The organism is Janthinobacterium sp. GW821-FHT03C10, assembly GCF_059420865.1.
Genome location: NZ_JBWKUN010000002.1, coordinates 99,005 through 121,743, shown reverse-complemented (window position 1 = coordinate 121,743; position 22,739 = coordinate 99,005). Strand labels below are relative to the sequence as shown.

23 protein-coding genes are annotated in these 22,739 nt (G+C 64.5%); 14 read left to right on the top strand and 9 right to left on the bottom strand.

Annotated features, from left to right (window positions below):
* Positions 1 to 127 precede the first annotated feature (127 nt).
* Positions 128 to 1,000 carry a helix-turn-helix domain-containing protein gene (locus tag AC07VH_RS08345; protein ID WP_494787196.1) on the bottom strand — a complete coding sequence of 291 codons (873 nt, stop codon included), beginning with the start codon at positions 998 to 1,000 and terminating at the stop codon, positions 128 to 130.
* A 115-nt stretch (positions 1,001 to 1,115) separates the two neighbouring features.
* Here AC07VH_RS08345 and AC07VH_RS08340 point away from each other — a divergent pair, with 115 nt between their 5' ends.
* Together AC07VH_RS08340 and AC07VH_RS08335 are read left to right on the top strand one after the other, a co-directional pair.
* A complete protein-coding gene (locus tag AC07VH_RS08340) occupies positions 1,116 to 2,084 on the top strand; it encodes a phytanoyl-CoA dioxygenase family protein (RefSeq protein WP_494787195.1) in 969 nt (322 codons plus the stop codon).
* Positions 2,085 to 2,164: 80 nt separating this feature from the next.
* Positions 2,165 to 3,310: an alpha-hydroxy acid oxidase gene (locus AC07VH_RS08335; protein ID WP_489630494.1), complete on the top strand. Its 1,146-nt coding sequence runs from the start codon at positions 2,165 to 2,167 to the stop codon at positions 3,308 to 3,310.
* Here the strand turns inward: AC07VH_RS08335 and AC07VH_RS08330 are convergent.
* The 5 genes from AC07VH_RS08330 to AC07VH_RS08310 form a co-directional block, all read right to left on the bottom strand.
* Positions 3,307 to 3,813, bottom strand: coding sequence for a P-loop nucleotide/nucleoside kinase family protein (locus tag AC07VH_RS08330; protein ID WP_494787194.1), 507 nt, complete (start codon positions 3,811 to 3,813; stop codon positions 3,307 to 3,309). The genes AC07VH_RS08335 and AC07VH_RS08330 overlap by 4 nt on opposite strands.
* Positions 3,814 to 4,022: 209 nt before the next feature.
* Positions 4,023 to 4,820 carry a DUF6624 domain-containing protein gene (locus AC07VH_RS08325; RefSeq protein ID WP_494787193.1) on the bottom strand — a complete coding sequence of 266 codons (798 nt, stop codon included), beginning with the start codon at positions 4,818 to 4,820 and terminating at the stop codon, positions 4,023 to 4,025.
* Between the two features lie 10 nt (positions 4,821 to 4,830).
* Positions 4,831 to 5,490 (bottom strand): hypothetical protein, encoded by a 660-nt coding sequence (locus AC07VH_RS08320; RefSeq protein ID WP_494787192.1) that lies wholly within the window; start codon positions 5,488 to 5,490, stop codon positions 4,831 to 4,833.
* 8 nt (positions 5,491 to 5,498) lie between these two features.
* Positions 5,499 to 6,260, bottom strand: coding sequence for a CPBP family intramembrane glutamic endopeptidase (locus AC07VH_RS08315; RefSeq protein WP_494787191.1), 762 nt, complete (start codon positions 6,258 to 6,260; stop codon positions 5,499 to 5,501).
* A gap of 14 nt (positions 6,261 to 6,274) precedes the next feature.
* Positions 6,275 to 7,855, bottom strand: a complete 1,581-nt coding sequence (locus AC07VH_RS08310) for a sensor domain-containing diguanylate cyclase (RefSeq protein ID WP_494787190.1) — start codon at positions 7,853 to 7,855, stop codon at positions 6,275 to 6,277.
* Between the two features lie 139 nt (positions 7,856 to 7,994).
* Here AC07VH_RS08310 and AC07VH_RS08305 point away from each other — a divergent pair, with 139 nt between their 5' ends.
* From AC07VH_RS08305 to AC07VH_RS08275, 7 genes are all read left to right on the top strand, one after another.
* A complete protein-coding gene (locus AC07VH_RS08305) occupies positions 7,995 to 8,558 on the top strand; it encodes a GNAT family N-acetyltransferase (protein ID WP_475414019.1) in 564 nt (187 codons plus the stop codon).
* Positions 8,555 to 8,902, top strand: a complete 348-nt coding sequence (locus AC07VH_RS08300; protein WP_475414018.1) for an SMI1/KNR4 family protein — start codon at positions 8,555 to 8,557, stop codon at positions 8,900 to 8,902. Before AC07VH_RS08305 ends, AC07VH_RS08300 begins: the two co-directional genes overlap by 4 nt.
* An 18-nt stretch (positions 8,903 to 8,920) precedes the next feature.
* Positions 8,921 to 9,460 carry a GNAT family N-acetyltransferase gene (locus AC07VH_RS08295; protein WP_494787189.1) on the top strand — a complete coding sequence of 180 codons (540 nt, stop codon included), beginning with the start codon at positions 8,921 to 8,923 and terminating at the stop codon, positions 9,458 to 9,460.
* Positions 9,457 to 10,167, top strand: coding sequence for a response regulator transcription factor (locus AC07VH_RS08290; RefSeq protein WP_494787188.1), 711 nt, complete (start codon positions 9,457 to 9,459; stop codon positions 10,165 to 10,167). The genes AC07VH_RS08295 and AC07VH_RS08290 overlap by 4 nt, the downstream gene beginning before the upstream one ends.
* Positions 10,164 to 11,387: a sensor histidine kinase gene (locus AC07VH_RS08285; protein WP_494787187.1), complete on the top strand. Its 1,224-nt coding sequence runs from the start codon at positions 10,164 to 10,166 to the stop codon at positions 11,385 to 11,387. The genes AC07VH_RS08290 and AC07VH_RS08285 overlap by 4 nt, the downstream gene beginning before the upstream one ends.
* A gap of 75 nt (positions 11,388 to 11,462) precedes the next feature.
* Positions 11,463 to 12,338 (top strand): extracellular catalytic domain type 1 short-chain-length polyhydroxyalkanoate depolymerase, encoded by an 876-nt coding sequence (locus AC07VH_RS08280; RefSeq protein WP_494787186.1) that lies wholly within the window; start codon positions 11,463 to 11,465, stop codon positions 12,336 to 12,338.
* Between the two features lie 60 nt (positions 12,339 to 12,398).
* The gene (locus AC07VH_RS08275; protein WP_494787185.1) at positions 12,399 to 12,902 is read left to right on the top strand and encodes a DUF1993 family protein; all 504 of its coding nucleotides are present in this window, start codon (positions 12,399 to 12,401) and stop codon (positions 12,900 to 12,902) included.
* Positions 12,903 to 12,905: 3 nt separating this feature from the next.
* Here AC07VH_RS08275 and AC07VH_RS08270 read toward each other — a convergent pair whose 3' ends face one another.
* The 3 genes from AC07VH_RS08270 to AC07VH_RS08260 are packed head-to-tail and all read right to left on the bottom strand — an operon-like array spanning position 12,906 to position 15,300.
* Positions 12,906 to 13,364: a hypothetical protein gene (locus AC07VH_RS08270; protein ID WP_494787184.1), complete on the bottom strand. Its 459-nt coding sequence runs from the start codon at positions 13,362 to 13,364 to the stop codon at positions 12,906 to 12,908.
* Positions 13,361 to 14,344, bottom strand: coding sequence for a D-2-hydroxyacid dehydrogenase (locus AC07VH_RS08265; RefSeq protein WP_494787183.1), 984 nt, complete (start codon positions 14,342 to 14,344; stop codon positions 13,361 to 13,363). The genes AC07VH_RS08270 and AC07VH_RS08265 overlap by 4 nt, the downstream gene beginning before the upstream one ends.
* Positions 14,341 to 15,300 carry a LysR family transcriptional regulator gene (locus AC07VH_RS08260; RefSeq protein WP_475414010.1) on the bottom strand — a complete coding sequence of 320 codons (960 nt, stop codon included), beginning with the start codon at positions 15,298 to 15,300 and terminating at the stop codon, positions 14,341 to 14,343. Before AC07VH_RS08260 ends, AC07VH_RS08265 begins: the two co-directional genes overlap by 4 nt.
* Positions 15,301 to 15,490: 190 nt before the next feature.
* Here AC07VH_RS08260 and AC07VH_RS08255 point away from each other — a divergent pair, with 190 nt between their 5' ends.
* From AC07VH_RS08255 to AC07VH_RS08235, 5 genes are all read left to right on the top strand, one after another.
* Entirely contained in the window at positions 15,491 to 15,661 is a 171-nt protein-coding gene (locus AC07VH_RS08255; protein WP_494787182.1) for a hypothetical protein, read from the top strand.
* Positions 15,658 to 16,518: an alpha/beta hydrolase gene (locus AC07VH_RS08250; protein ID WP_494787181.1), complete on the top strand. Its 861-nt coding sequence runs from the start codon at positions 15,658 to 15,660 to the stop codon at positions 16,516 to 16,518. Before AC07VH_RS08255 ends, AC07VH_RS08250 begins: the two co-directional genes overlap by 4 nt.
* Positions 16,519 to 16,789: 271 nt before the next feature.
* Entirely contained in the window at positions 16,790 to 18,034 is a 1,245-nt protein-coding gene (locus AC07VH_RS08245; protein WP_494787180.1) for an efflux RND transporter periplasmic adaptor subunit, read from the top strand.
* A gap of 2 nt (positions 18,035 to 18,036) precedes the next feature.
* Positions 18,037 to 21,237 (top strand): efflux RND transporter permease subunit, encoded by a 3,201-nt coding sequence (locus tag AC07VH_RS08240; RefSeq protein ID WP_494787179.1) that lies wholly within the window; start codon positions 18,037 to 18,039, stop codon positions 21,235 to 21,237.
* Positions 21,238 to 21,281: 44 nt separating this feature from the next.
* Entirely contained in the window at positions 21,282 to 22,724 is a 1,443-nt protein-coding gene (locus AC07VH_RS08235) for an efflux transporter outer membrane subunit (RefSeq protein ID WP_494787427.1), read from the top strand.
* Positions 22,725 to 22,739: the final 15 nt, after the last annotated feature.

Below are 22,739 nucleotides of genomic sequence, written 5' to 3'. Positions count from 1 at the left end.
TGTAGCTCAGCTGGATAGAGTACTTGGCTACGAACCAAGGGGTCGTGGGTTCAATTCCTGCCAGCCGCACCAGAATATCGGGGGTCAGATTGTAAAATCTGATCCCCTTTTTCGTTTCCGAACGGATTTACGATAGGCCTTTGGCGCCGCGCCTGTACTGCAGGCGAAACGCGCGCGGCGTGACGTGCTTGGCGGCGCGGAACTGGCGGTTGAAATGCGCGAGGTTGCGGTAGCCCGCCTCTTGCGCGATGACGGCGATGGCCAGCTCGCTTTCGATCAGCTGTTGGCAGGCGCGGCCGATGCGCAGCCGCGCCAGGTACTCGCCCGGCGTGCAATGCGCGTGGCGCCTGAAACAGCGGTGAAACGCGCCCAGCGACAGGGCCGCCCGCTGCGCCAGGGTTTCCAGCGCGATTTCTTCCCGGAAATGTGCGTGCATGAAATCGAACACGCCGGCCATGCGCTTGTGCTGGCCATCGGGCAGCGGCGCCTGCGCCGTCGAGGCCAGCGGCCGCGCGCCCGTATCGCCCGCCAGGTCCAGCAGCACGTCGAGCAGCAGCGGCAGGCGCTGCGGCACGGGCAGGGCGTTCAGCCGCAGCAGCTGAACGGCGCAGCGCGCGCTCGTCCGCGGCGAAAAATGCAGGGCAGGCCCGGCGCGGGCCGCCAGCTGCCGCAAGCTGTGCAACTCCGGAAAGCAGGCCGCCAGCCGTTCCAGCCACTCCAATGAAAACCACACGACGACGGCCAGCATCGGCTGGCTGCTGTCGATGCGCTCGCTGGCCGACCACGTGTGCGGCAAATTCGGTCCCAGCAGCACCAGGTCGCCCGGTTCGAAGTCGCCCAGGTGGTCGCCGATGTAGCGCTGTCCCCGCGCATTCACCGTCAGGGTCAGCTCGAACTGCGGGTGGTAGTGCCAGATGAAGGGAATGGCATCGAGTTCGCGCCACAGCAAGCCCCAGGAATGGCCCGCCGGAATCGTGACTTGTTCGAATAAAGGCGTCATTGTGACGTTTTATGGATATGAATGGTCAGGATAGTATCAGTATTGGCCGCTCGGCGCGCATTTCAACTGGCCGCGTCATCGCACAATCTGTCTCACACCCACACAGGAGACAGCGATGCAGAACCCATACCAATACGGCGAAGACCGTCCCGGCAACCCGTCCGTGGCCTACACGGAACAGACCCAGTTGCGCGATATCCGCAAACAGCTGCCCTTGCGCGTGCTGTCCGACAGCGATTTCCTGCACTGGCAAACCTACGGTTATGTCATCGTCAAGGATGCCGTGTCGCCCGAGCAGGTTCGGCGCACGACAGATTTCCTGTGGGAATTCCAGGGACTCGACCAGCACGATCCCTCCACCTGGAACCGGGACCAGCTGCGCGACCACGCGATGAAGGAACTCAACGGTTCCGGCATGGTCGAGGCCTATCACAACCAGACCCTGTGGGATAACCGCCAGACCCAGCGCGTCTACGACGCCTTCGTCGATATCTGGGACCGCCAGGATTTGTGGGTGACCATCGACCGCGCCAACCTGAACACGCCGAACCATGGCAAGCGCAAGTTTGGCGGCTTCATCCACTGGGATGCGGACACCACGCTCGACCCGCTGCCCGTCAACGTGCAGGGCGTGCTGGCCCTGTCCGACACCTCGCCCGAGAGCGGCGGTTTCCAATGCTATCCGGAACTGTTCAACAACTTGCTCGCATGGCGCAAGACGGTGCCGCAAGACCGCAACCCGTGGCAGCCGGACCTGGCGACGGTGCCGTACCCGATGGAATTCATCGCCATGAAGAAGGGGGAATTGTTGATCTTCAACAGCCTGCTGGCGCATGGCATCCGCCCGAACACGTCGACGGACCAGGTGCGCCTGGCGCAATACATTTCCTTTACGCCCGCCCAGGAAGACAATCAAAGTCTGCGCGACTGGCGCGTGCAAAGCTGGCGCGAGCGCAGCGCGCCGCAGGGCTACGCGTTTCCCGGCGACCCCGAGGAAAAGGAAAAGCTGCGCTACCCGCAGGCGCGCCTGACCGCGCTGGGCGAGCAGATCCTCGGCGCGCGCGACTGGCAAGCCACGCCTTAGGCGCTGGTCTTGCCCGGCGGATAGACAAGCGCGGCCAAATGCACGATCATGGTCCGACTAGCCATCGACCGAGGAAACGCATGAGTATCATCACCTGCATCGAAGACTTGCGCGTGCTGGCCCAGAAACGGGTGCCGCGCATGTTTTACGACTACGCCGATTCCGGCTCCTGGACGGAATCGACGTACCGCGCCAACAACAGCGATTTCGCCAAGATCAAGTTCCGCCAGCGCGTGGCCGTCAACCTGGAAAACCGCAGCCTGGCCTCGACCATGGTGGGCCAGGCCGTCTCGATGCCGGTGGCCCTGTCGCCCACGGGCTTGACGGGCATGCAGCATGCGGATGGCGAAATCCTCGCGGCGCAGGCAGCCGAGCGCTTCGGCGTGCCGTTCACCCTGTCGACCATGAGCATCTGCTCGATCGAGGACGTGGCGGCGAACACGAGCAAACCGTTCTGGTTTCAGCTGTACGTGATGAAAGACCGCGAATTCATCAACCGCCTGATCGACCGCGCCAAGGCGGCGAAATGCGGCGCGCTCGTGCTGACCCTGGATTTGCAGGTGCTGGGCCAGCGCCACAAGGACTTGCGCAACGGCCTGTCCGCGCCGCCGAAACTGACCATTCCGAACATCCTCAACATGGCCACCAAGCCGCGCTGGGTGGCGGGCATGCTGGGCACGAAACGCCGCGGTTTCGGCAACATCGTCGGCCACGCCACGTCCGTGTCGGACATGTCGTCGTTGTCGGCCTGGACGCAGCAGCAGTTCGACCTGAGCCTGTCGTGGGCGGACGTGGAATGGATCAAGCAGCGCTGGGGCGGCAAACTCATCATCAAGGGCATCATGGACCCGGAAGACGCGCGCCTGGCAGTGGAAAGCGGCGCCGACGCGCTGATCGTCTCGAACCACGGCGGGCGCCAGCTGGACGGCGCGCAATCGTCGATCGAAGCCTTGCCCGCCATCGTCGACGCCGTCGGCAGCCAGATCGAAGTGCACATGGATGGCGGCATCCGCTCGGGCCAGGACGTGATCAAGGCCGTGGCGCTGGGCGCCAAGGGCGTGTACATCGGGCGCCCATTCTTATATGGCCTGGGCGCCATGGGCGGCCCGGGCGTCACCAAATGCCTGGACATCATCCGCAACGAACTCGATCTGACGATGGCCTTTTGCGGCTTGCGCGATTTGCAGCAGGTAGATAAAAAAATCCTGCTGCCGGGGACGTTTTAGGCGGCAATCCGCACGATATCAAAGCCTTCCGACGCCTGCGGCGGCACGAAGTGGCGCGTGATGGCGTCAAAATCAGCGTCGCTGGTGGAAAACGGGTGCAAGCCGCTGGCATTGCGCTGGCGCAAGCGCGCCTTGCATTCCTCATCCGTCACGTCGAGGTAGTGCAGCACGTGCGGCACGCCCGCCTGCTGGAACAGTGCGCGCATCCAGGCCCGGCTGGCGGGCGTATTTGCGGGGAAATCGAGCACGACGGACACGCCCGCCCGCAGCATCTGCAGGGCCAGAGGCGCGATGGCCGCGCGCAGCCGGGCCGCGCAGGCCACGTAGTCGGCCAGGCTGGCGATCTGGTCCGGATACAGCTGCGCCAGCAGGCTGTCTTCGCTGATGCGCACCGTATGCGGCGCGCTGGCCAGCCGGGCCGTCAAGGTAGATTTACCGGAAGCAATCTTGCCGCACACGAGGTGCAGGGTGGGGGTAACTAGGGTACTGGAAGTGGTTTGCATGGTCGCTCGCTCAGGTGGGGAAACAAAACCTGCGAGACGTCTTGATTGTTTGTTGCAGATCAAAGCCGCCTTGCAGGCGGCTTGGGCAATCTTATTCCTGCCCAGCCACCATGTTTGAAATGGCGGCAATAATCGATGGCAGGGGTGGGAATGGCGATTGCATGGAGCAACAATGCCATGCGATGGATGGCGCTGTCAATGCTTGGTCTTTACTCGAACAATTGCCGGTACTGCGCATAGGGTTCCATGCCCATGCTGGCGCGGCGCTGCTCCAGGCGCTGCGGATCGTCGATGGGGAAGGCGGCGCTCTTGCCGTCGCTGCCAGTCTGGAACTGGCTGCCGTACAGCTGCGGCAGATTGTCATTGCTCAAGTCGCGGTCGATCGCCAGTGCCAGCTTCGAGGGCGTGATCTCCCCCCGTGCCGCTGCTGCGCGCATCAGGACCAGGCTGCTTTTGAGGAAGGCATTTGATCCATGCTGGGCGATCAGCCAGGCGCTGCCCGCCGCCTTGTAGCCGACCATCGTTTGCGTGGGCCAGCCCTTGCTGGCGATGATGTGGCGCAGCCTCGCTTCGTTCTTCGCATCCGTCTCGCGCATGCGCTGCCGTGCCTGCATATCGGACCCGGTCGCCGGCCAATCCGTGCGCGCGGCCACATCTTCCTTTTCCATGGCCAGCAACTCCTGCGCCAGCGCCGCTTCGGGCACGGTCGCCGGATACAGCAGGAAGTCCAGCGCGCCGGCCGTGGCCGCGCTGAAGATGAGCTTGGGCTCCGCTTCCCAGCCGGGCGATTGCAGCAGCAGTGCCAGTGTGCTGCCTTCCGGTACCTCAATGCGGTAGCGGCCATTTTCGACCGTGCCATGTATCTGCGGCTCGCCGTGCATGCGCTCGGCAACGATGCTGATGGCTTGCGGCAGCGGCGCGCCGTTGCTGCGGATGGTGCCGCGCAGTTCGAAGGCGCCCGCATGGATGCTCCAGCACAGCAGGATGGCGCAGGTCAGGCGTGGCATGGGAGTCCGTTCATGCATGGTGGATGTCGAGTTTGCTCCACACGTCTTGGAACGCGGCGTCATCGAGCGGCCGCGCATGCGGGTCGTCGGCCTGGAACAGGCCGCCGATCAGCATGTCCTGGACGGCACCCGTGAAACCGGCGTACGACGAGGCGCGGCCCCACTGGCGGCGCGTATGGGCGAAGACGACGGCACCTTGCTGCGTGGCCAGTTGCGCCAGCGCTTGCCGCAAGGTGGCGGCCGCTTCCGGGCCCATGTCCGTGGCGATGGCGCACACCAGGCGCTGGCTGAACTGCAAGGTTTTGCCTGCCAGACCCAGCAGCGATTCATTGGCCAGGGCGAGGAATACATCGGGCGCCTGGTCTTCCTTTTCGCAGACGGTCCAGGTGGGCGCCCACGCTTCCAGGCTCATGAAGCGCGCTGCCGTCGTCGCTGGCGTGTGGGTCCACTTCGCGTGCGATTTGGCGTCCCAGCCCAGGCGGCCAAAGGGAATCGACTTGCCCTTGGGATTGTACTGATGGCTGCGCACGCCGGCCTTGCCCCGCGCCTGCGCCTCGAGGCCGTCGAGGCTGGCGGCAAACGGCGTCCATTGCGCCGCATCCCATAGCGGTATGGCATCGGGCGCGGCCAGCAGCAGGAATACCTCGTACTCGCGTGAAAAAAACGCCATGTCTGTTCCTATACTTGCAGTTGAGAGATGCCAGCCCGCTGACTGGGGCGCAGCAGGTAGACGCCGTACAGGCACAGGGGCAGCACGGCCAGCAGGGCGATGTACGGCAGGATCGATGCGCCGTCCTCGGCCGGATGCGGCAAGGTGGCCGTCACCAGCGCGTAATCCCACAGTCCATGCACGAGCACCATGGGCCATATCGAACGGGTGCGCAGGCGGATGGCCGCGTAGCCGATGCCCTGCAGGGTGGCGGCGACGGCTTGCCACAGGGCGCCGCTGACGTCGCCCGAGGCCAGGCCGTTGGCCGTGTGGGCCAGGCCGAACAGCGCCGAGGACATCAGGACGGCGGGCCAGACGGCGTAGCGGTCCAGCATGCCTTGCAGCAAGATGGCGCGGAACATCAGCTCTTCCGAGACGGCCACCAGTGCCGCATTGCAGGCGACGATCAGCAGCACGCGCGGCTGCGGCCAGCCGCCGGCCCAGGCCAGCAACAGCATCAGCAACGCATACAGCAGGGGCGGCCAGACCAGCCACATGCTTTTCCACGGATGCGGCGCGCTCAGGCCCGCTTCGCGGGGCCGGCTGGATGCCAGCAGCAGCGCCAGCGCGAACAGGGCGGCCAGCGCCCACGACAGGCCGATACGGCCGGTGACGGCTGCGCCCGGCAAGGCGTAGCCGGCGGATTCCAGCCAGCGGCCGCCCATGCTCAAGCCCAGCCAGACGGCCAGTGCGCCGAGGGCAAGCGGCATGGTGATATGAATTTTTTGCATGGAAAATCTCGATGTTATGTTGCTGGCGCATGGATGGTGACGCGGTTGCGGCCGCTGTTTTTCGACTGGTACAGCAAGGCATCGGCCTGGCGTATCAGCTCGCTGCTGTCCGCGCGCCGCTCCTGGTCGGGCTGGAGCGTGGCCGCGCCCAGGCTGACGGTCACGACACCGTTCGCGCTGGCCGCGTGGGGGACTTGCAGCGCTTCGACGGCCGAGCGGATGGCTTCGGCCACTTCCAGCGCGCCCGCAGCGCTGGCGCCGGGCATGATCACGGCAAACTCTTCGCCGCCATAGCGCGCCGGCAGGTCTTCGGCCCGGCCCACGCTGCGCGCCACGGCGCTGGCAACGGCCTGCAGGCAAGCATCGCCGGCCACATGACCGTACTGGTCGTTAAATTTTTTAAAGAAATCCACGTCCAGCATGATCAACGACACCGGATGCCCGCTGCGCTGGGCGCGATTGAGTTCATGCGCCAGCGTTTCATCGAAACTGCGGCGGTTGGCCAGCCCCGTCAAGCCGTCTTGCGACGCCCGCGCCGCCAGGTCCGCATTGGCGCGCTGCAACTGCGTGCTGGCCAGGCGCAGGCTGGCCTCGATACGGTCGCGTATGGCAATTTGCCGCATCAGCTTGCGGAACAGGTACAGCAGCAGCGCCCCCGCCGCCAGCGAGGCCAGCACGATTTGCGTGCTCAACCATTGCCATTCGGCAAAAATGTCGTCCTTCGACAAGCCCGCCGCCACGATGACGGGAAAGCGCTGCAGATGGCGATAGCTGTACAGCCGTTCGATTTCGTCCACTTTCGCCGTCATCATCGCCGTGCCGACGGGCCCTTGGTTGCGGTAGGCCTGCAAGATGGCGCCCGAGGAAATATCCATGCCGATCACCTCGGGCTGGAATGGCCGCCGGTAGATCAGGGTGCCGTCATCGAGGGCAAAGAAGGCCGTGCCCGTATTGCCCAGGTTGAGCGTGGCGTAGATGCGTTCGAAGGAGTTCAGCCCCAGGGTGACGAGCACCACGCCGGCAAACGTGCCATCCTTTGCTTCGACCCGGCGCGAAACGGGCAATACCCATTGCCCGCTTGATTTGCTGCGCACGGGCGCACTGATATGGCTGCCCAGCTGCGCATGCGTCTGGTGGTAGATAAAGTATTTGCGGTCGGCATTGTTGCCGTCCTGCCTGGTGCCGGAGGAGGCCAGCAGCTCTCCCTGTCCGTCGAAGATGAAGACGCCGGCAATTTCCACGATATTTTTCGACAACTGTTGCAGATGCGACTGCAGCCGTTCGCCGGTATGGTCATTATTGCCTTCGTTCCTGACGTGTTCTGCAATATCTTCCAGCATCACATCGGCAATTTCCAGTTCCATGTACGCTTGCGTGGCCAGGGTGCGCGCCATGTTTTCCGTCGTCGTCCGCGCTTCGCGCAAGCGCACTTCGCGCGAAGACCAGACGATCCACACCGTCATGCCGAGCAAGATGGCGCACATGCAGAAAAAGGCGATGCTGGCCCAGGCGGTCACCGGCCGCTTGTGCCGGCCCAGGACCTCGGGCTGCGCCGCGAGGGCGTCGGTGTCGGGGATATTCTTTACTGCGTGCATAAGCGGATTATGAAGTTGCATCAATGATATGATAAAACATTGCCATACTACATTAAAAAGCAAGCTTGCAAAGTTGCCACATCACTATAGTTGCATGGAATAATAGGCATCGTCCGTTTGAACCTTCGATTGGAGTTGCATGGCTTACACGAAAATCCTCACCACCGAACGCCTGATCCTGCGCAAGCCGCAGCCATCCGATGAGGCGGCCCTGTTCGCCATGCATGCCGATCCCGAAGTGATGCGCTATTTCAGCGAACCGCCCTGGGATGACGCCGGCCGCGCCGCGCGCCAGATCGCCGAGGACAGTGCCGCCTTCGAGAATGAAGAATTCTTCCGCTTCGCCATCGAACTGCAGGCGACGGGCGAATATGTGGGCAGCTGCACGCTGTTTTCCGTGCACCGCCAGAACCGCCGCGCCGAGATCGGCTACGCGCTGGCGCGTCCGCACTGGGGCCGTGGCTATATGCACGAAGCGCTGTCGGCGCTGATCGAGTACGCCTTCGTCGAGCGCGACCTGAACCGCCTGGAAGCCGATATCGACCCGCTCAACGCCGGCTCGGCCAGCGCCCTCGAACGCCAGGGTTTTAATAAGGAAGGCTTTTTGCCGGAGCGCTGGATCGTGGGCGGCCACGTCAGCGATTCGGCACTGTACGGCTTGCTGCGGCGCGAGTGGGAAGCGCGGCGCAAGGACGCCGCGTGAGCGGGCAAGCGATCGACGCGCTGGAACGCTGGCTGGGCCACGCCTTGCCGGCGTACTACAAGGGCTTTCTGCAGCACTGGCAAGAGGGCATGCGGGGCGAGCAGGTATTGCTGTACGGCGCAGAAAGTTTGATGGAGCGCAACGAAACATATGACACGCAGCAATCCTGCCCCGGCTACCTCACCATCGGCGACGACAGCGGCGGGCGCGCCGTCATGCTGGCGCTTGATGGCGCCGAGCGCGCCGTGTATCTGGTGGGCCATGGCTCGATGCAGCGCGAGGATTTCGAGCGGGTCGCCGATGATTTCGCCGCCTGGCTGGCCGCCGATTGCCCCGTCGATTGATTATTCCATGAGCAAACGATGAAACCGGCTGACTTGCCCTGTTCCACCCATCCCCTCGTGACCTTGCGCCGCCTGGAACGCGGCGACGCGCCCGCCTGGTATGCCTACCTGGCCGACCCTGTCGTCATCAAACACACGAGCTGGGACTTGCGCAGCATCGACGACCTGCAGGCCAATTTCGATGATTACGCGTCGGCCCAGCCGACTTCGCCGATACGGCTGGCCGTCGTGCTGCGCGACGGCGGCCAGCTGGTGGGCACGATCGGCTTGAATGCGATTTCCCCACAGCACCGCACGGCCGAAATCGCCTACGACCTTTCTCCTGCAGTGTGGGGGCGGGGCGTGGCCACGTCCATCGTGAACGCCGTCGTGGACTGGGGCTTCCAGCGCCTGGGCTTGCTGCGTATCCAGGCGACCGTGCTGGAAAGCAACGAGCGTTCGCTGCGCGTGCTCGAGCGTTGCCATTTCGAGCGGGAAGGCTATCTGCGCTGCTACCGGCAAATCCGTGGAAGATCGGGCAACTTCTGGCTGTATGCGCGCCTTGCCGGCGTGCCATGAGCAAAGCGCCCTTGAATATCCTGCTGGTGGAAGACCACCTGGCCATCGCGCGCCAGGTATTGGATTTCCTCGACGGCCTGGGCTGGCAGACGGACCATGCGGGCACGGGCGCGCTCGGTGTCGCGCTGGCCACGCGCAACCCCTATGACGTGGTGCTGCTGGACCTGAACCTGCCCGATATCGATGGCTTGCAAGTGTGCCGCGCCATCAAGGCGGCCGCGCCCAGCAATGTGCCGATCCTGATGCTGACGGCGCGCGACTCTTATGAAGACAAGGCACGCGGCTTTCGCGACGGCGCCGACGACTATCTGACCAAGCCCTTCGACTTGCGCGAGGTGGCCTTGCGCTGCGAAGCGCTGGCGCGCCGGCAGCAGCTGCACGTGCGCCAGGAAATGCGCGTGGGTCCGTTCACCTTGCAGACGCGCGCAGGACGCGCCCTGTACGATGATGCTCCCCTGGCGCTGACGCAGACGGGTTTTAAAATCCTGCTGCTGCTATGCCGCGAGCATCCCCACGCCGTGTCGCGCTCGGCCTTGCTGCAAGCCCTGTGGGGCAGCCAGCCGCCCGACAGCGACGCCCTCAAATCGCACATCTACGCGCTGCGCAAGCAGCTGGAACTGGTTGGAGGGGCTGGCGCGGCGGGTATGCTCGTGACCATCCCGCAGCTGGGCTACCGCCTGGCCTTCGACTCTGCGGCGCCCCCATGACCAAGTCGATCCGCCGCCGGCTGTTCGCGGCCCTGGCCGGCTTCACCGTCGTGCTGTGCCTGTGTTACACGGGCCTGGCGCTGGTGATCGCCTACGTGACGGAAGACATGCTGGTGCAGCGCCTGCTCGGGCGCGAAGCGGCTGCCGTCAGCATGCGCTGGCAGCAGCACGGCAAGCTTACGCCGTCTGGCAGCGACCTCATCACGGTTTATGGCAGTTACCTTGACTTGCCTCAAGCGGTGCGCGCGCAAGTGCCGCCGTCTGCCCCGCGCGGCGAAGTGTTCACGACGACGGGCCAGCATTATCACGTGCTGGCGCTGGACCTCGTTGCTGCGGGCAAGCCGCAGCGCAGCTATCTGCTGGCGGATGTGGCGCCCGTGCTGGTGGTGCAGCGCCTGGCGCGGGAAGTGGGCGGTGTCGTCGCTGGCGTGGCCCTGGCGCTGATCGCCCTGGCCCTGCTGCTGGCGTACTGGCTGGCGCGCCGCCTCGTGCTGCCCTTGCAGCGCCTGGCCCGGGAAGCGCGCCAGCTGGCGCCCGGCGGCGCCGTGCATTTCAGCGAGCGCGACCGCCCCGACGAGATCGGTTTCCTGGCGCGCCGCCTGGAAACCACGTTTACCGAACTGCAAACGGTGTTGCGGCGCGAACAGGCGTTCGCGCGCGACGTCAGCCATGAACTGCGCACGCCGCTCACTTTGATGCACAACAGCCTGGCGCTGGCGGGCGCACAGCCCCTGGCGGCAGACGGGCAGGCGCAGCTGCGCCAGGGTGTCGATGAGATGCGCGCCACCATCGACGTGCTGTTCGCGCTGGCGCGGGCAGAGCAGGTGTCCGGCGAAGTAGTCGAGCTGCGCGGCTGCATAGAGCAATGCCTGCTGCGCCTGCTCGACGAACATCCGTGGGATGCCAGCCTGCTGGCGCTGGACTTGCCCGAGCGCCTGGATGTCGTCGGCAATAGGCAGCTGACGATGTTGCTCATCAATAACTGCCTGGCGAACGCCCTGTTCCATGGCGGCCCCGCTTGCCGCATCAACATCGCGTTTGCGCAAGGCTGCCTGAGCATCGGCAATACCGTGCCGGCGGGGCAGCCGCGGCGCATCCAGGGCTTTGCGCATGGGCAAAGCTTGCTGGGGCGCGTGGCGCGGGCCATGCGCTGGGAAATCCGTTTCCATCCGGGCGAGGCGCACTACCGCGTCGACATCATTCCCCTCCAGAAACCATAAAAAGCAGGCAGATTTCACCGCGATTTCACCGGCGCTTGCATAAGCTGCAAGTTCTTGATGAATGGAGAAAACCGCATGAAACTTCTTATCAGCCTGCTGGTGCTGGCGTGCACCAGCATCCCCGCGCCGGCGCAAGTGAGCAGCCTCGTCCACAAAGAGCAAAAACGCCGCTACATCGTCTACACGCCCGCCGCCTACGACCAGGCGCCGCAGCAGGCGTTTCCCGTCGTCTTCAATTTCCATGGCGGCGGCATGAGCATGGCGGAACAGATGCTGTACACGCAGATGAACAAGGCGGCCGAGCGCCACCGGTTCATCGTTGTGTATCCGCAAGGCATCAAGCAAGACTGGAACGTGGGCTTCGGCATGGATTACCTGGCAGGCACGGACGATGTCGGTTTTACGCAGGCGATATTGAGCAAGCTCAAGCAAGATTACCGCATCGATGACAAGCGCGTGTATGCGACGGGCCTGTCGCGCGGCGGTTTCTTTGCCCTGCGCCTGGCGGCGGAATTGCCACAGCATTTCGCCGCCGTCGCCTCGGTGGGCGCGCCCATGCCGGAACCCGTGCTGCAACATCACCAGCAGACGGACAAGGTCGGCATGCTGCTGATACAGGGCACGGCCGACAAGGTGGTGCTGTTCGAGGGCAAGGCCGCCAGCTATCTGTCGGCCGAAGACACCTTCGCCTACTGGCGCAGGCACAACGGCATCGACGGCGCCGCGCCGCAGCCGCGCCTGATGCCTGGCCCTGCCGGCGATACCACGCAAGTGAGTTGGCAGGAGCAGGGCACTGGCGGCGCCAGCGTGGCTTTGCTCACCGTCAAGGATGGCGGCCACACGTGGCCCGGTGCCGACGCCTTCAATGTTGGCCTGCCCATCGGCAAGACCACGCGCGCCATCGATGCGAACGAGGTGATGTGGGAATTTTTCAGCAAGCACCGGCGATAACGCTGCGGGGACGCGGGTGCCTGTGGCACACTCTTGTCATCTTGAATCTTGTACAAGGAAATGATGAACAGCCACCCCGTCGCCATCTTTTGCCGCTCGCTGGCGCAGTTCTCCGCCATGCTCGCCAAGACCGGCACGGCGCCGCAGCTGCTGGCGGCGCGCCTGCACCCGGACATGCTGCCGTTCGCCCAGCAGGTGCGCGCGGCCGTGAGCTTTTCCCTGCGCGGCTGCTGCCCGCTGGCGGGGCTGGAGGCGGCCGATTTCAGCGCCGCCGCCAGCCTGCAGGAACAGATCGCGCAGACCATGCGCTACCTCAAGGCGATTCCCCCTGAACGCTTCGACGGGCCGCCCGGACGCATCTGCCGCGACCGGGCCGGTTTTGCCGACATCGCGCTGCCGGCCGATGAGTACTTGAATCTGTACATCCTGCCGAATTTCTACTTTCACTTCAGCATGGCGTATGCGATTGCCCGCAGCCAAGGTGCCGCCATCGGCAAGGGCGATTTCGACGGTTATCACGCGTATGCGCCGGGTTTCAGCTTTGAGCGTCCCGCCGCGTCGTAGCGGCTACAGCCCCGCATCCTTCCAGGCAGACAGCCCCAGCCGCTTCAGCAGCCGGCCCGACAGCCCGCAGCTCCAGCAACTGATCTGGATTTGCCGGTGTCTTGCCGCCCCCTGCGCATACCAGGCTCGCTCGGCGTAATCGAGCAGGGCGTCGCTGAGCGGGGAATGGTCGGCCATGGGCGGCAGGCGGCTCATCAGTTCGAACACGCCGTGGAACGTCTCCTTGATCTGCAGCAAACCGGCCAGCAGGGCGCGCAGCACGGCGCCGTCGATCGAACTGCTCGCTTGCGTGAAACGCTGCTGCCAGCACAGGCTGCGCGCTTGCCACAGGGCCAGCAGCGCGGGCACGTCGGCCGTCCGCAGTTGCCCGATCAGTTCGTCCGCCTCCTGAAACAGGTCGAGGCGGTCGTATTCGTCGCTATCCAGCCCCAGCAGTTCATCGAGTTCGTGCACGGCGTTCATGCCACCACGTTCACGGGCGCACCGCGTTCGAACGCTTCCACGTTGCCGATCAATATGTCGGCCAGCTTTTGCATGGCCTCGCCGCTGGCCCAGGCCGTGTGCGGCGTGAGGATGAAGTTGGGCAGACGCAAGTTCAACAGCGGATTGTCTGGCGGCGGCGGTTCCTTCGACAGCACGTCGAAGCCGGCGCCGGCGATCACGCCGTTCGTCAATGCCTGGGCCAGCGCCGCCTCGTCGACGAGGCCGCCCCGCGCCGTGTTGATCAGCAGCGACGTGGGCTGCATGCGCGCCAGCTCTTGCTCTCCGATGATGTTGCGCGTCTTGTCCGTCAAAGGCAGATGCAGGCTCAGTACGTCGGAGGTGGCCAGCAATTCGTCAAAACTCACTTCCTGCACGCCATCTTCCTGGATCGGGGAACGGTTGTGCACGATCACCTGCATGCCGAAGGCGCGCCCCAGCTGCGCCACGGACTTGCCCAGCGCGCCGTAGCCGAGCAAGCCCAGGCGGCTGCCCGCCAGGTCGCGGATCGGGTGGCCGAACAGGCAGAAGCGGTCCGATGCCTGCCACAGGCCCGCTTCCACATCAAAGCGGTAGGCGACCAGCTGGCGGCGCAGGGCCAGCATCAGCGCCAGGGTATGCTCGGGCACGGTGGCGCGCGCATAGTCGCGGATATTCGCGACAATAATGCCCCGTTCGCGGCAGGCGGCCAGGTCGAGGATGTCCGTGCCCGTGGCGGCCACGGCGATCATCTTCAGGTCGGGCAGTTGCGCCAGCTCGGCCGCGCGCAGCGGTACCTTGTTCGTGATGGCGATGGTGGCGCCTTGCAGGCGGGCTACCGTCTGCTCGCTGCCCTTGGTGTGCGGATATTCTTCCCAGCCGTGCGCAAAGGCGGGTGGGCGCACGGTGGCGATCAGGCTGTCGCGGTCGAGAAAGACGATGCGGTGCGGGTGCAGGTGCGGTGGTGTGCTTGCTGCGGTCATGGCTGGGCCTCGGTCAGGGCGGCACGCGCGGGCAGGGGGCTCTTGCCCTTCAGCTGCGTGGCCGGGTGGTTGGTAAACATGTCGGCGACCCATTCGACGAACACGCGCACCTTGGCGGACAGGTGGCGGTTGGGCGGATAGATCACGTGGATGGGCAGGGGGTCGGATTCCCAATCGCCCAGCAATTCCACCATTTTGCCCTGTTCCAGCAGAGGCGCAAGCATGAAATGCGTCATTTGCACGATGCCCAGGCCCGCCAGGCCGGCGGCCGCATAGGCGTTCGAGTCGTTCAGGGCGATATGGCTGGGCATGGACATCTGGATGCGCTCGCCGGCGCGCGTGAAATCCCAGTCGAAGGTCTTACCCGTCTTGGCGGAGAAAAAATTCACGCCCCGGTGCTGCGCCAGGTCGTTCGGGTGCAGCGGCGTGCCATGGCGCGCCAGGTAGCCGGGCGCGGCGCAGGTGATGAAATGCAATACGCCGACCCGGCGCGCGATCAGGTTCAAATCGCCCAATTCTCCGCCGCGCACGGCGCAGTCGACGCCTTCCTCGATCAGGTCGACGGGGCGGTCGCTGCAGCCGAGTTCCAGCGAGATGTCCGGGTAGCGGGCGAAGAAGTCGGGCAGGGCGGGGATGATCAGTTCGCTGGCCAGGGCCGTGGGCGCATCCACGCGCAGCCGTCCGCTGGGGCTCAGGCGCGTGCGCGACAGCGATTCCTCGGCCTCGCGCACGTCCGACAGGATGCGCACGCAGCGTTCGTAATACGCGGCGCCGTCGGACGTGATGCTGACGTGGCGCGTGGTGCGGTTGAGCAACTTGACCGACAGGCTGCTTTCCAGCGACTGGATCAGGGTCGACACGGTGGCTTTCGGCAACTGCATGTTTTCCGCCGCGCGCGTAAAGCCGCCCGCATCGACGACTTGGATGAAGACTTCCATGGCTTGCAGCTTGTTCACTTGATTTCCTATCACTTTCCACGTGATTATTCAGAATTCTGAACAATCAATTCGGCATTGCACTCTTTATCAGATTGTAGATCAAGTCTATAGTTGTTGTACTGCAGCATAAATGTGATTGCCGCAGGAAGTTCACAGGAGAAACATCATGGGTCATCGGAATGGAATCTTTGCAGTGCTTGCTCTCGCTATGAGCTCGTTTGCTCTGGCCGCGATGGTATCGACGGATGCCTACTCGTTGGCGGCGCAAAGCGAAGCCAGCGGTTATAGCGCCCTGACCCATGAAGTGGGCGGCGTCGCCCTGTTGTGCCTGAACGACGCGGTGCGCGATACTGCGGTGCAGCCGGTGGTGGCGCAATGACGTTTGCCGACAACGCGGCCGAACTGGCGCCTGGCCAGGCGCTGAAGATACGCGACATCCAGGTGCAGGGCGCGCAAGATGCGCTCGGCGCGCGCGTCTACACGGCCGGCGTGCCGGGCGCCAAGCAGCCGAACCTGATGGTCTTCTTCCATGGCGGCGGCTTTGTGGCCGGCGACCTGGACGACGCGGACGACTTCCTGCGCTGCCTCGTGCTGAGCAACCCCGACCACGTGGTGCTGGCCGCGAACTACACGTTGGCGAAGGTGCGGCCATTCCCCGCCGCCGTGGAAGACGCGCATGCCGTGCTGCTGTGGGCGAAAAAGAACAAGTCCAAGCTGGGCTGGACGGGCAAGCAGATGGTGGTGTCGGGCATCGAAGCGGGCGCCAACCTGGCTGCCGTGTGCGCCATGATGTCGCGCGACCGGGGCGGACCGCCCCTCGCGGGCCAGGTGCTGATCATGCCCATGCTCGACCCCGGCCTGTCGACCTGCTCGATGCGATCCTTGCCGACCTGTCCGGACCTGGCCGAAGTGGCGGACCAGTGCGCCGCCGCCTACCGCGGCTACCTGCCGAATGCCGCTGACCGTACCCATCCGTACGCGTCGCCATTGCAGTCGAGCCGCCTGAAGAACCTGCCGCCAGCCTTGATCTTGTCCAGCGAAGACGACCCATTGCGCGACGAGGCTGAACAATACGGCAGCAAATTGATCGCCTGCGGCATCAAGACCACCGTGCGGCGCATGGCCGCCGCGCCGCTGCAGGATGCGACCGCCCGTAATGAATGCGCCTGCAAGGTGCAGGTATTGAGCGAAATTAGCAGTTTCGTCGCCGGACTGGGGCAGGAGCCCGAGTCATAAAGCCGCCATCTGCGGCACTGCAAAAAAACTTACACTAATCAGTTTACTTTTTGAGTTTCGGTTGCTACACTACGCAGTGTAGTTCCCTTCCTGTCTGCGTTGTGCGTTCGCACAGCCAGCTTCGTCGTCCCCGTCCGCTTTCAAGCAGCTGGCGGCCTGTTTACCTTTGATCGAGCGCCGTCGGGCGCCATGGCACCACCATTCACTTTTTCAGCTGGGTTGCTTCCTGCCGCCCATACCATTAGAAATTTTCATAAAACAGGGAAATAAAATGAAAAACGTTCAACAATTTTCCACTCTGCTCAAGCCCCTGGCGGCCTCGCTCGCGCTGGCGGGACTGGTGGCCGTGAGCCTGGCCGGCTGCGATTCGGCCAATAGCAAGGTGCCCGACGCGCCAGCGGCCGGCGGCCCGCCCATCTCGGCCGCCGCCGTCGTTGAAAAACAGATCACGGAAACGCAGGAATTCTCGGGCCGCCTGGAAGCGATCGAGCGCGTGGAAATCCGCTCGCGCGTCGGCGGCTTCATCACGGCCGTCAACTTCAAGCCGGGCAGCGAAGTCAAAAAGGGCGATGTGCTGTTCGTCATCGATCCGCGCCCCTTCCAGGCCGAAGTGTCGCGCGCCGAAGGCACGGCCGCATCGGCTCGCGCCAAGGCGGAACTGGCCAAGCTGGAACTGTCGCGCGCTGAAAAGCTGCTGGCCGAAAAAGCCATCGCCCAGCGCGAATTCGATGAAAAGGCCTCGGGCCTGAAAGAGCTGGACGCGAATGTCCGCTCGGCGCAAGCCGCGTATGAAGCGGCCAGGCTGAACCTGTCATACACGCAGGTGCAGGCGCCGATCAGCGGCCGCGTCAGCAAGGCGGAAATCACCGTCGGCAACCTGATCGACGCTTCCGCCATCCTCACCTCCGTGGTGTCGACGGACCGCATCTACGCCAGCTTCGACGGCGATGAAGATACCTATCTGCGCGTGGCCGGCACGGCGCAAAAGGGCACGCCCGTCACCGTCAAGGTAGGCCTGGCCAACGAAACGGGCTTCCCGCACGAAGGCAAGCTGGAATTCGTCGACAACCAGCTCGACCCGGCCACGGGCAGCGTGCGCATGCGCGCCACCTTCGCCAACGCCGAGCGCCAGCTGGTGCCGGGCCTGTTCGCGCGCATCCAGCTCGACGGCGGCAACGGCCCGCACGCGCAAAGCACGGCGCTGTTGATCTCCGACCGCGCCGTTGGCACGGATCAAAGCCGTAAATATGTCTACGTGGTGGGCGCCGATAACAAGGCCGAATACCGTGCCGTCAAGCTGGGCCCGACCTCGGACGGCTTGCGCGTGGTGCGCGAAGGCTTGAAGGCGGGCGAGAAGATCGTCGTCAACGGCTTGCAGCGCGTGCGCCCCGGCGCGCCCGTGACGCCGCAGATGGTAGCGATGGATTTCAACCCGACCGCGCCCGTCGCTCCCGCAAAACCTGAAGTAAAAGACGCCAAGATCGCCGCGAAAGCAGCATCGACTTCCAAGGAATAAACATGAATTTTTCCCGCTTTTTCATCGACAAGCCGATTTTCGCGGCGGTGCTGTCGATCGTCATATTCGTGGCCGGGCTGCTGTCGATTTTCGGCCTGCCCATCTCCGAATATCCCGACGTCGTGCCGCCATCCGTGGTGGTGCGCGCGCAATACCCGGGCGCCAACCCGAAAGTGATCGCCGAAACCGTGGCCGCGCCGCTCGAAGAGCAGATCAACGGCGTCGAGAACATGCTCTACATGTCCTCGCAAAACACGTCCGACGGCGCGATGATGCTGACCGTGACCTTCAAGATCGGCACCAACGTCGAGCAGGCCGAGACGCAGGTGCAGAACCGCGTGCAGCGCGCCTTGCCGCGCCTGCCCGAGGAAGTGCGCCAGATCGGCGTGACGACCGTCAAGTCCTCGCCCAACCTGACCATGGTCGTGCACCTGGTCTCGCCCAACAAGCGCTATGACGATATGTACCTGCGTAACTACGCGGTGCTGAACGTCAAGGATCAACTGGCCCGTTTGCCCGGCATGGGCGACATCCAGATCTTCGGCGCCGGCGACTACGCCATGCGCATCTGGCTCGACCCGCAAAAGGTAGCGGCGCGCGGCATGACGGCCAATGACGTCGTCGACGCCATCCGCGAGCAGAACGTGCAGGTGGCCGCCGGCGTGATCGGCGCCTCGCCGGCGAAGAACTCGGACTTCCAGCTGACCGTCAATACCCAGGGCCGTCTGCAGACGCCCGAGGAATTCGGCGCCATCATCGTGCGCACCAATGCCGACGGCGCCGTGACGCACCTGAAGGACGTGGCGCGCGTGGAAATGGGCGCCAACAGCTACTCGCTGCGTTCGCTGCTGAACAATAATCCTGCCGTCGGCATGGGTATTTTCGAGGCACCGAATGCCAACGCGCTGCAACTGTCTTCCGACGTGCGCGCCAAGATGGACGAGCTGAAAAAAGACTTCCCGCAAGGCGTGGAATACCGCATCGAGTACGACCCGACGCAATTCGTGCGCTCGTCCATCGAAGCCGTGATCCATACCCTGTTAGAGGCCATCGCCCTGGTGGTGCTGGTGGTGATCATCTTCCTGCAAACCTGGCGCGCATCGATCATCCCGCTGCTGGCCGTTCCCGTGTCGATTGTCGGTACCTTTGCCGTGATGCTGGGCTTTGGCTTCTCGATCAACACCCTGTCGCTGTTCGGCCTCGTGCTGGCCATCGGTATCGTCGTCGATGACGCCATCGTCGTGGTGGAAAACGTCGAGCGCAACATCGAGGAAGGCTTGTCGCCGCGCGACGCCACCATCCAGGCCATGAAAGAGGTCAGCGGTCCCATCGTCGCCATCGCCCTGGTGCTGTGCGCCGTGTTCGTGCCGATCGCCTTCGTGCCCGGCCTGTCGGGCGAGTTCTATCGCCAGTTCGCGCTGACCATCGCCATTTCGACCGTGATCTCCGCTTTCAGCTCGCTGACCCTGGCGCCGGCCCTGTCGGCCGCTTTGCTGAAACCGCACGATGCGCCGAAAGACGCACTGACGCGCGGCATGGACATGGTCTTCGGCCGCTTCTTCGCCTGGTTCAACCGCTTCTTCGGCCGCGCCTCGCACCGCTATGAAGCGGGCGTGAAGGGTGTGTTGGGCCGCAAGAGCGCCTCGCTGGGCGTGTATGCGCTGCTGGTCGTTGCCGCCATCTTCACCTTCAAGTCCGTGCCGGCCGGCTTCGTGCCGGCGCAGGACAAGCAATACCTGGTGGGCTTTGCGCAATTGCCCGACGCCGCTTCGCTGGACCGCACGGAAGATGTCGTGCGCCGCATGTCCGACGTCATCAAGTCGGTGCCCGGCGTCGAATCGACCATCGCCTTCCCAGGCCTGTCGATCAACGACTTCACCAATGCGCCGAACGCCGGCATCGTCTTCGCCACCCTGAAGCCGTTCGACGAGCGTACTACCAAGGAGCTGTCCGGCGGCGCCATCGCGGCCGAGATCAACAAGCGCCTGGGCGGCATCCAGGACGCCTTCATCATGGTCTTCCCGCCGCCGCCCGTCAACGGCCTCGGTACCATCGGCGGCTTCAAGATGATGATCGAAGACCGCGGCAACCTCGGTTACGACGCGCTGTACAACGCCACCCAGGCACTGGCCGCCAAGGCCTACCAGACGCCGGAACTGGCGGGCGTGTTCTCGGGCTACCAGATCAACGTGCCGCAGCTGTTCGCCGACGTCGACCGTGTAAAAGCCAAGCAGATGGGCGTGCAGCTGCAAACGATCTACCAGACCTTGCAGATCAACCTCGGTTCGCTGTACGTGAATGACTTCAACCAGTTTGGCCGCACCTACCAGGTGCGCGTGCAGGCCGATGCGGCTTTCCGTTCACATGCCCAGGATATCGCGCAGCTGAAGGTACGCAATGACAAGGGCGAAATGATCCCGCTGTCGTCGCTGATGCGCGTCAAGGACAGCTATGGTCCCGATCGCGTGCAGCGCTACAACGCGTATGCAGCAGCCGATTTCAACGGCGGCGCAGCCCCTGGCGTGTCGAGCGGCCAGGCGCAAGCGGCGCTGGAACGCATCGCCAAGGAAGTGCTGCCGCAGGGGATTTCGTATGAGTGGACGGAATTGACCTATCAGGACATCTTGTCCGGCAATACGATGATCTATGTCTTCCCGCTGTGCGTGCTGCTGGTGTTCCTGGTGCTCGCTGCCCAGTACGAAAGCTGGACATTGCCGCTGGCCGTGATCCTGATCGTGCCGATGTCGATCCTCTGCGCCTTGCTTGGCGTGAAACTGACCGGCGGTGACAACAACGTATTTACCCAGATCGCGCTGTTCGTGCTGGTGGGGTTGGCATCAAAAAATGCCATCCTGATCGTGGAATTTGCCCGCGAACTGGAAGAGCATGGCCGCACCGTTGTGCAAGCGGCGCTGGAAGCGTGCCGTCTGCGTCTGCGTCCGATCCTGATGACGTCGATCGCCTTCATCATGGGCGTGGTGCCCCTGGTGTTCTCGCACGGCGCCGGTTCGGAAATGCGCCATGCGATGGGTGTGGCGGTCTTCGCCGGCATGCTGGGCGTGACCTTCTTCGGCCTGTTCCTGACGCCCGTGTTCTACGTACTGCTGCGCACCCTGGCGCAGCGTTTTGAGAAAAAACCAGCCGATGCTGCCGCCAAGCCTGCCGCCGCGCCAGCATTGAACCTGGAAGGAGATATATATTGAAAACCAATGCAATCATCCGGCGCGCGGCGCCCGTCTTGAGCGCCATGGCCGCCGCCGTGCTGCTGGCCGCCTGCGCGGCGCCCGAGTTCAAGCAGCCGCAGATCGAGACGCCGGCGGCGTTCAAGGAAGCGCAAGCGCCCGCCGTGCAGACGGCAGCCGACGGCACGCGCTGGAAGCAGGGCGTGCCGGCCGAGCGCCAGGCGCGCGGCGAGTGGTGGCTGGCCTTCAATGATCCGGCTCTCACCAGCTTGATCAACGAAGCCACGCAGGCGAACGCCAACCTGGCCGTGGCCGCCGCCCGCGTCAAGCAGGCGAGGGCGATTGCCGGCATCGCCGAAGCGGACCGCATTCCGCAAGTGGGCGTCAACGTGGGCGGCCAGCGCAACCGCGCTTCCGCCGTGTCGCTCGGCTTGCCGAACGGCGCGCCGGTGGCGGCGACCAACGTCTACCAGGCCAGCCTGACGGCCAGCTACGAAGTCGATCTGTTCGGCAGGGTGGCATCGAACGTCAGCGCCTCGCGCAGCGATGCGCTGGCCGTGGAAGCGACTTACCGCTCGGTGCTGCTGTCGCTGCAGGCCGACGTGGCACAAACCTACTTCCAGCTGCGCGCCACGGACGCCGAACTGGCGACCCTGGAACAGACGGTGCGCCTGCGCGAGGAAAGCGTGTATGTGAACCAGCGCCGCTACGACCTGGGCGACATCGGCGAATTCGATTTGTCCCGTGCCCGCACGGAGCTGTCGACCGTGCGCGCCGAAGCCATCGGCCTGCAGCGCCAGCGCGCCACCAGCGAGCATGCGCTGGCCGTCCTGCTGGGCAAACCTGCCGCCAGCTTCACGGCGGGCGTCAACCCGCTGCAGGACAGCGGCTTCCTGCCCGTGATCCCGGCCGGCATGCCATCGTCGCTGCTGGAACGCCGTCCCGACATCGCCTCGGCACAGCGCACCATGGAAGCGTCGAATGCGCGCATCGGCGTGGCCAAGTCGGCCATGTTCCCCGCCTTGAGCCTGAACGCTTCCGGCGGCGGCGCGTCCGATACCTTCTCGGATATCTTCAAGTGGAGCAGCCGCTCCTGGCTGCTGGGCGCCCTGATGTCGATGCCCATCATCGACGGTGGCCGCAACAAGGCGGCCGTGAGCCGCAGCGAAGCGCAGCTGGAAGAGTCGGTGGCGACGTATCGCCAGAGCGTGCTGGTGGCCTTCGCCGAAGTGGAAGACAACCTGGCCGGCCTGCGCATCCTGTCGGGCCAGACGCAGCAGATCGACGAAGCCGTCGTCTCGGCGCGCCGCTCGGCCGACCTGGCGCAAAAGCTGTACGACGCGGGCCGTTCCAGCTACCTCGATCTGCTGGACGCGCAGCGCAACCTGGCTGCCATCGAGCGCAACGCCGTGCAGCTGCGCGGCAACCGCGCCGTCACCACGGTGGCGCTGATCCGCGCCCTGGGCGGCGGCTGGGGCGAGACGGAGCCGCAGGTCGCGGCCAACTGATTCCCGGCATCGCGG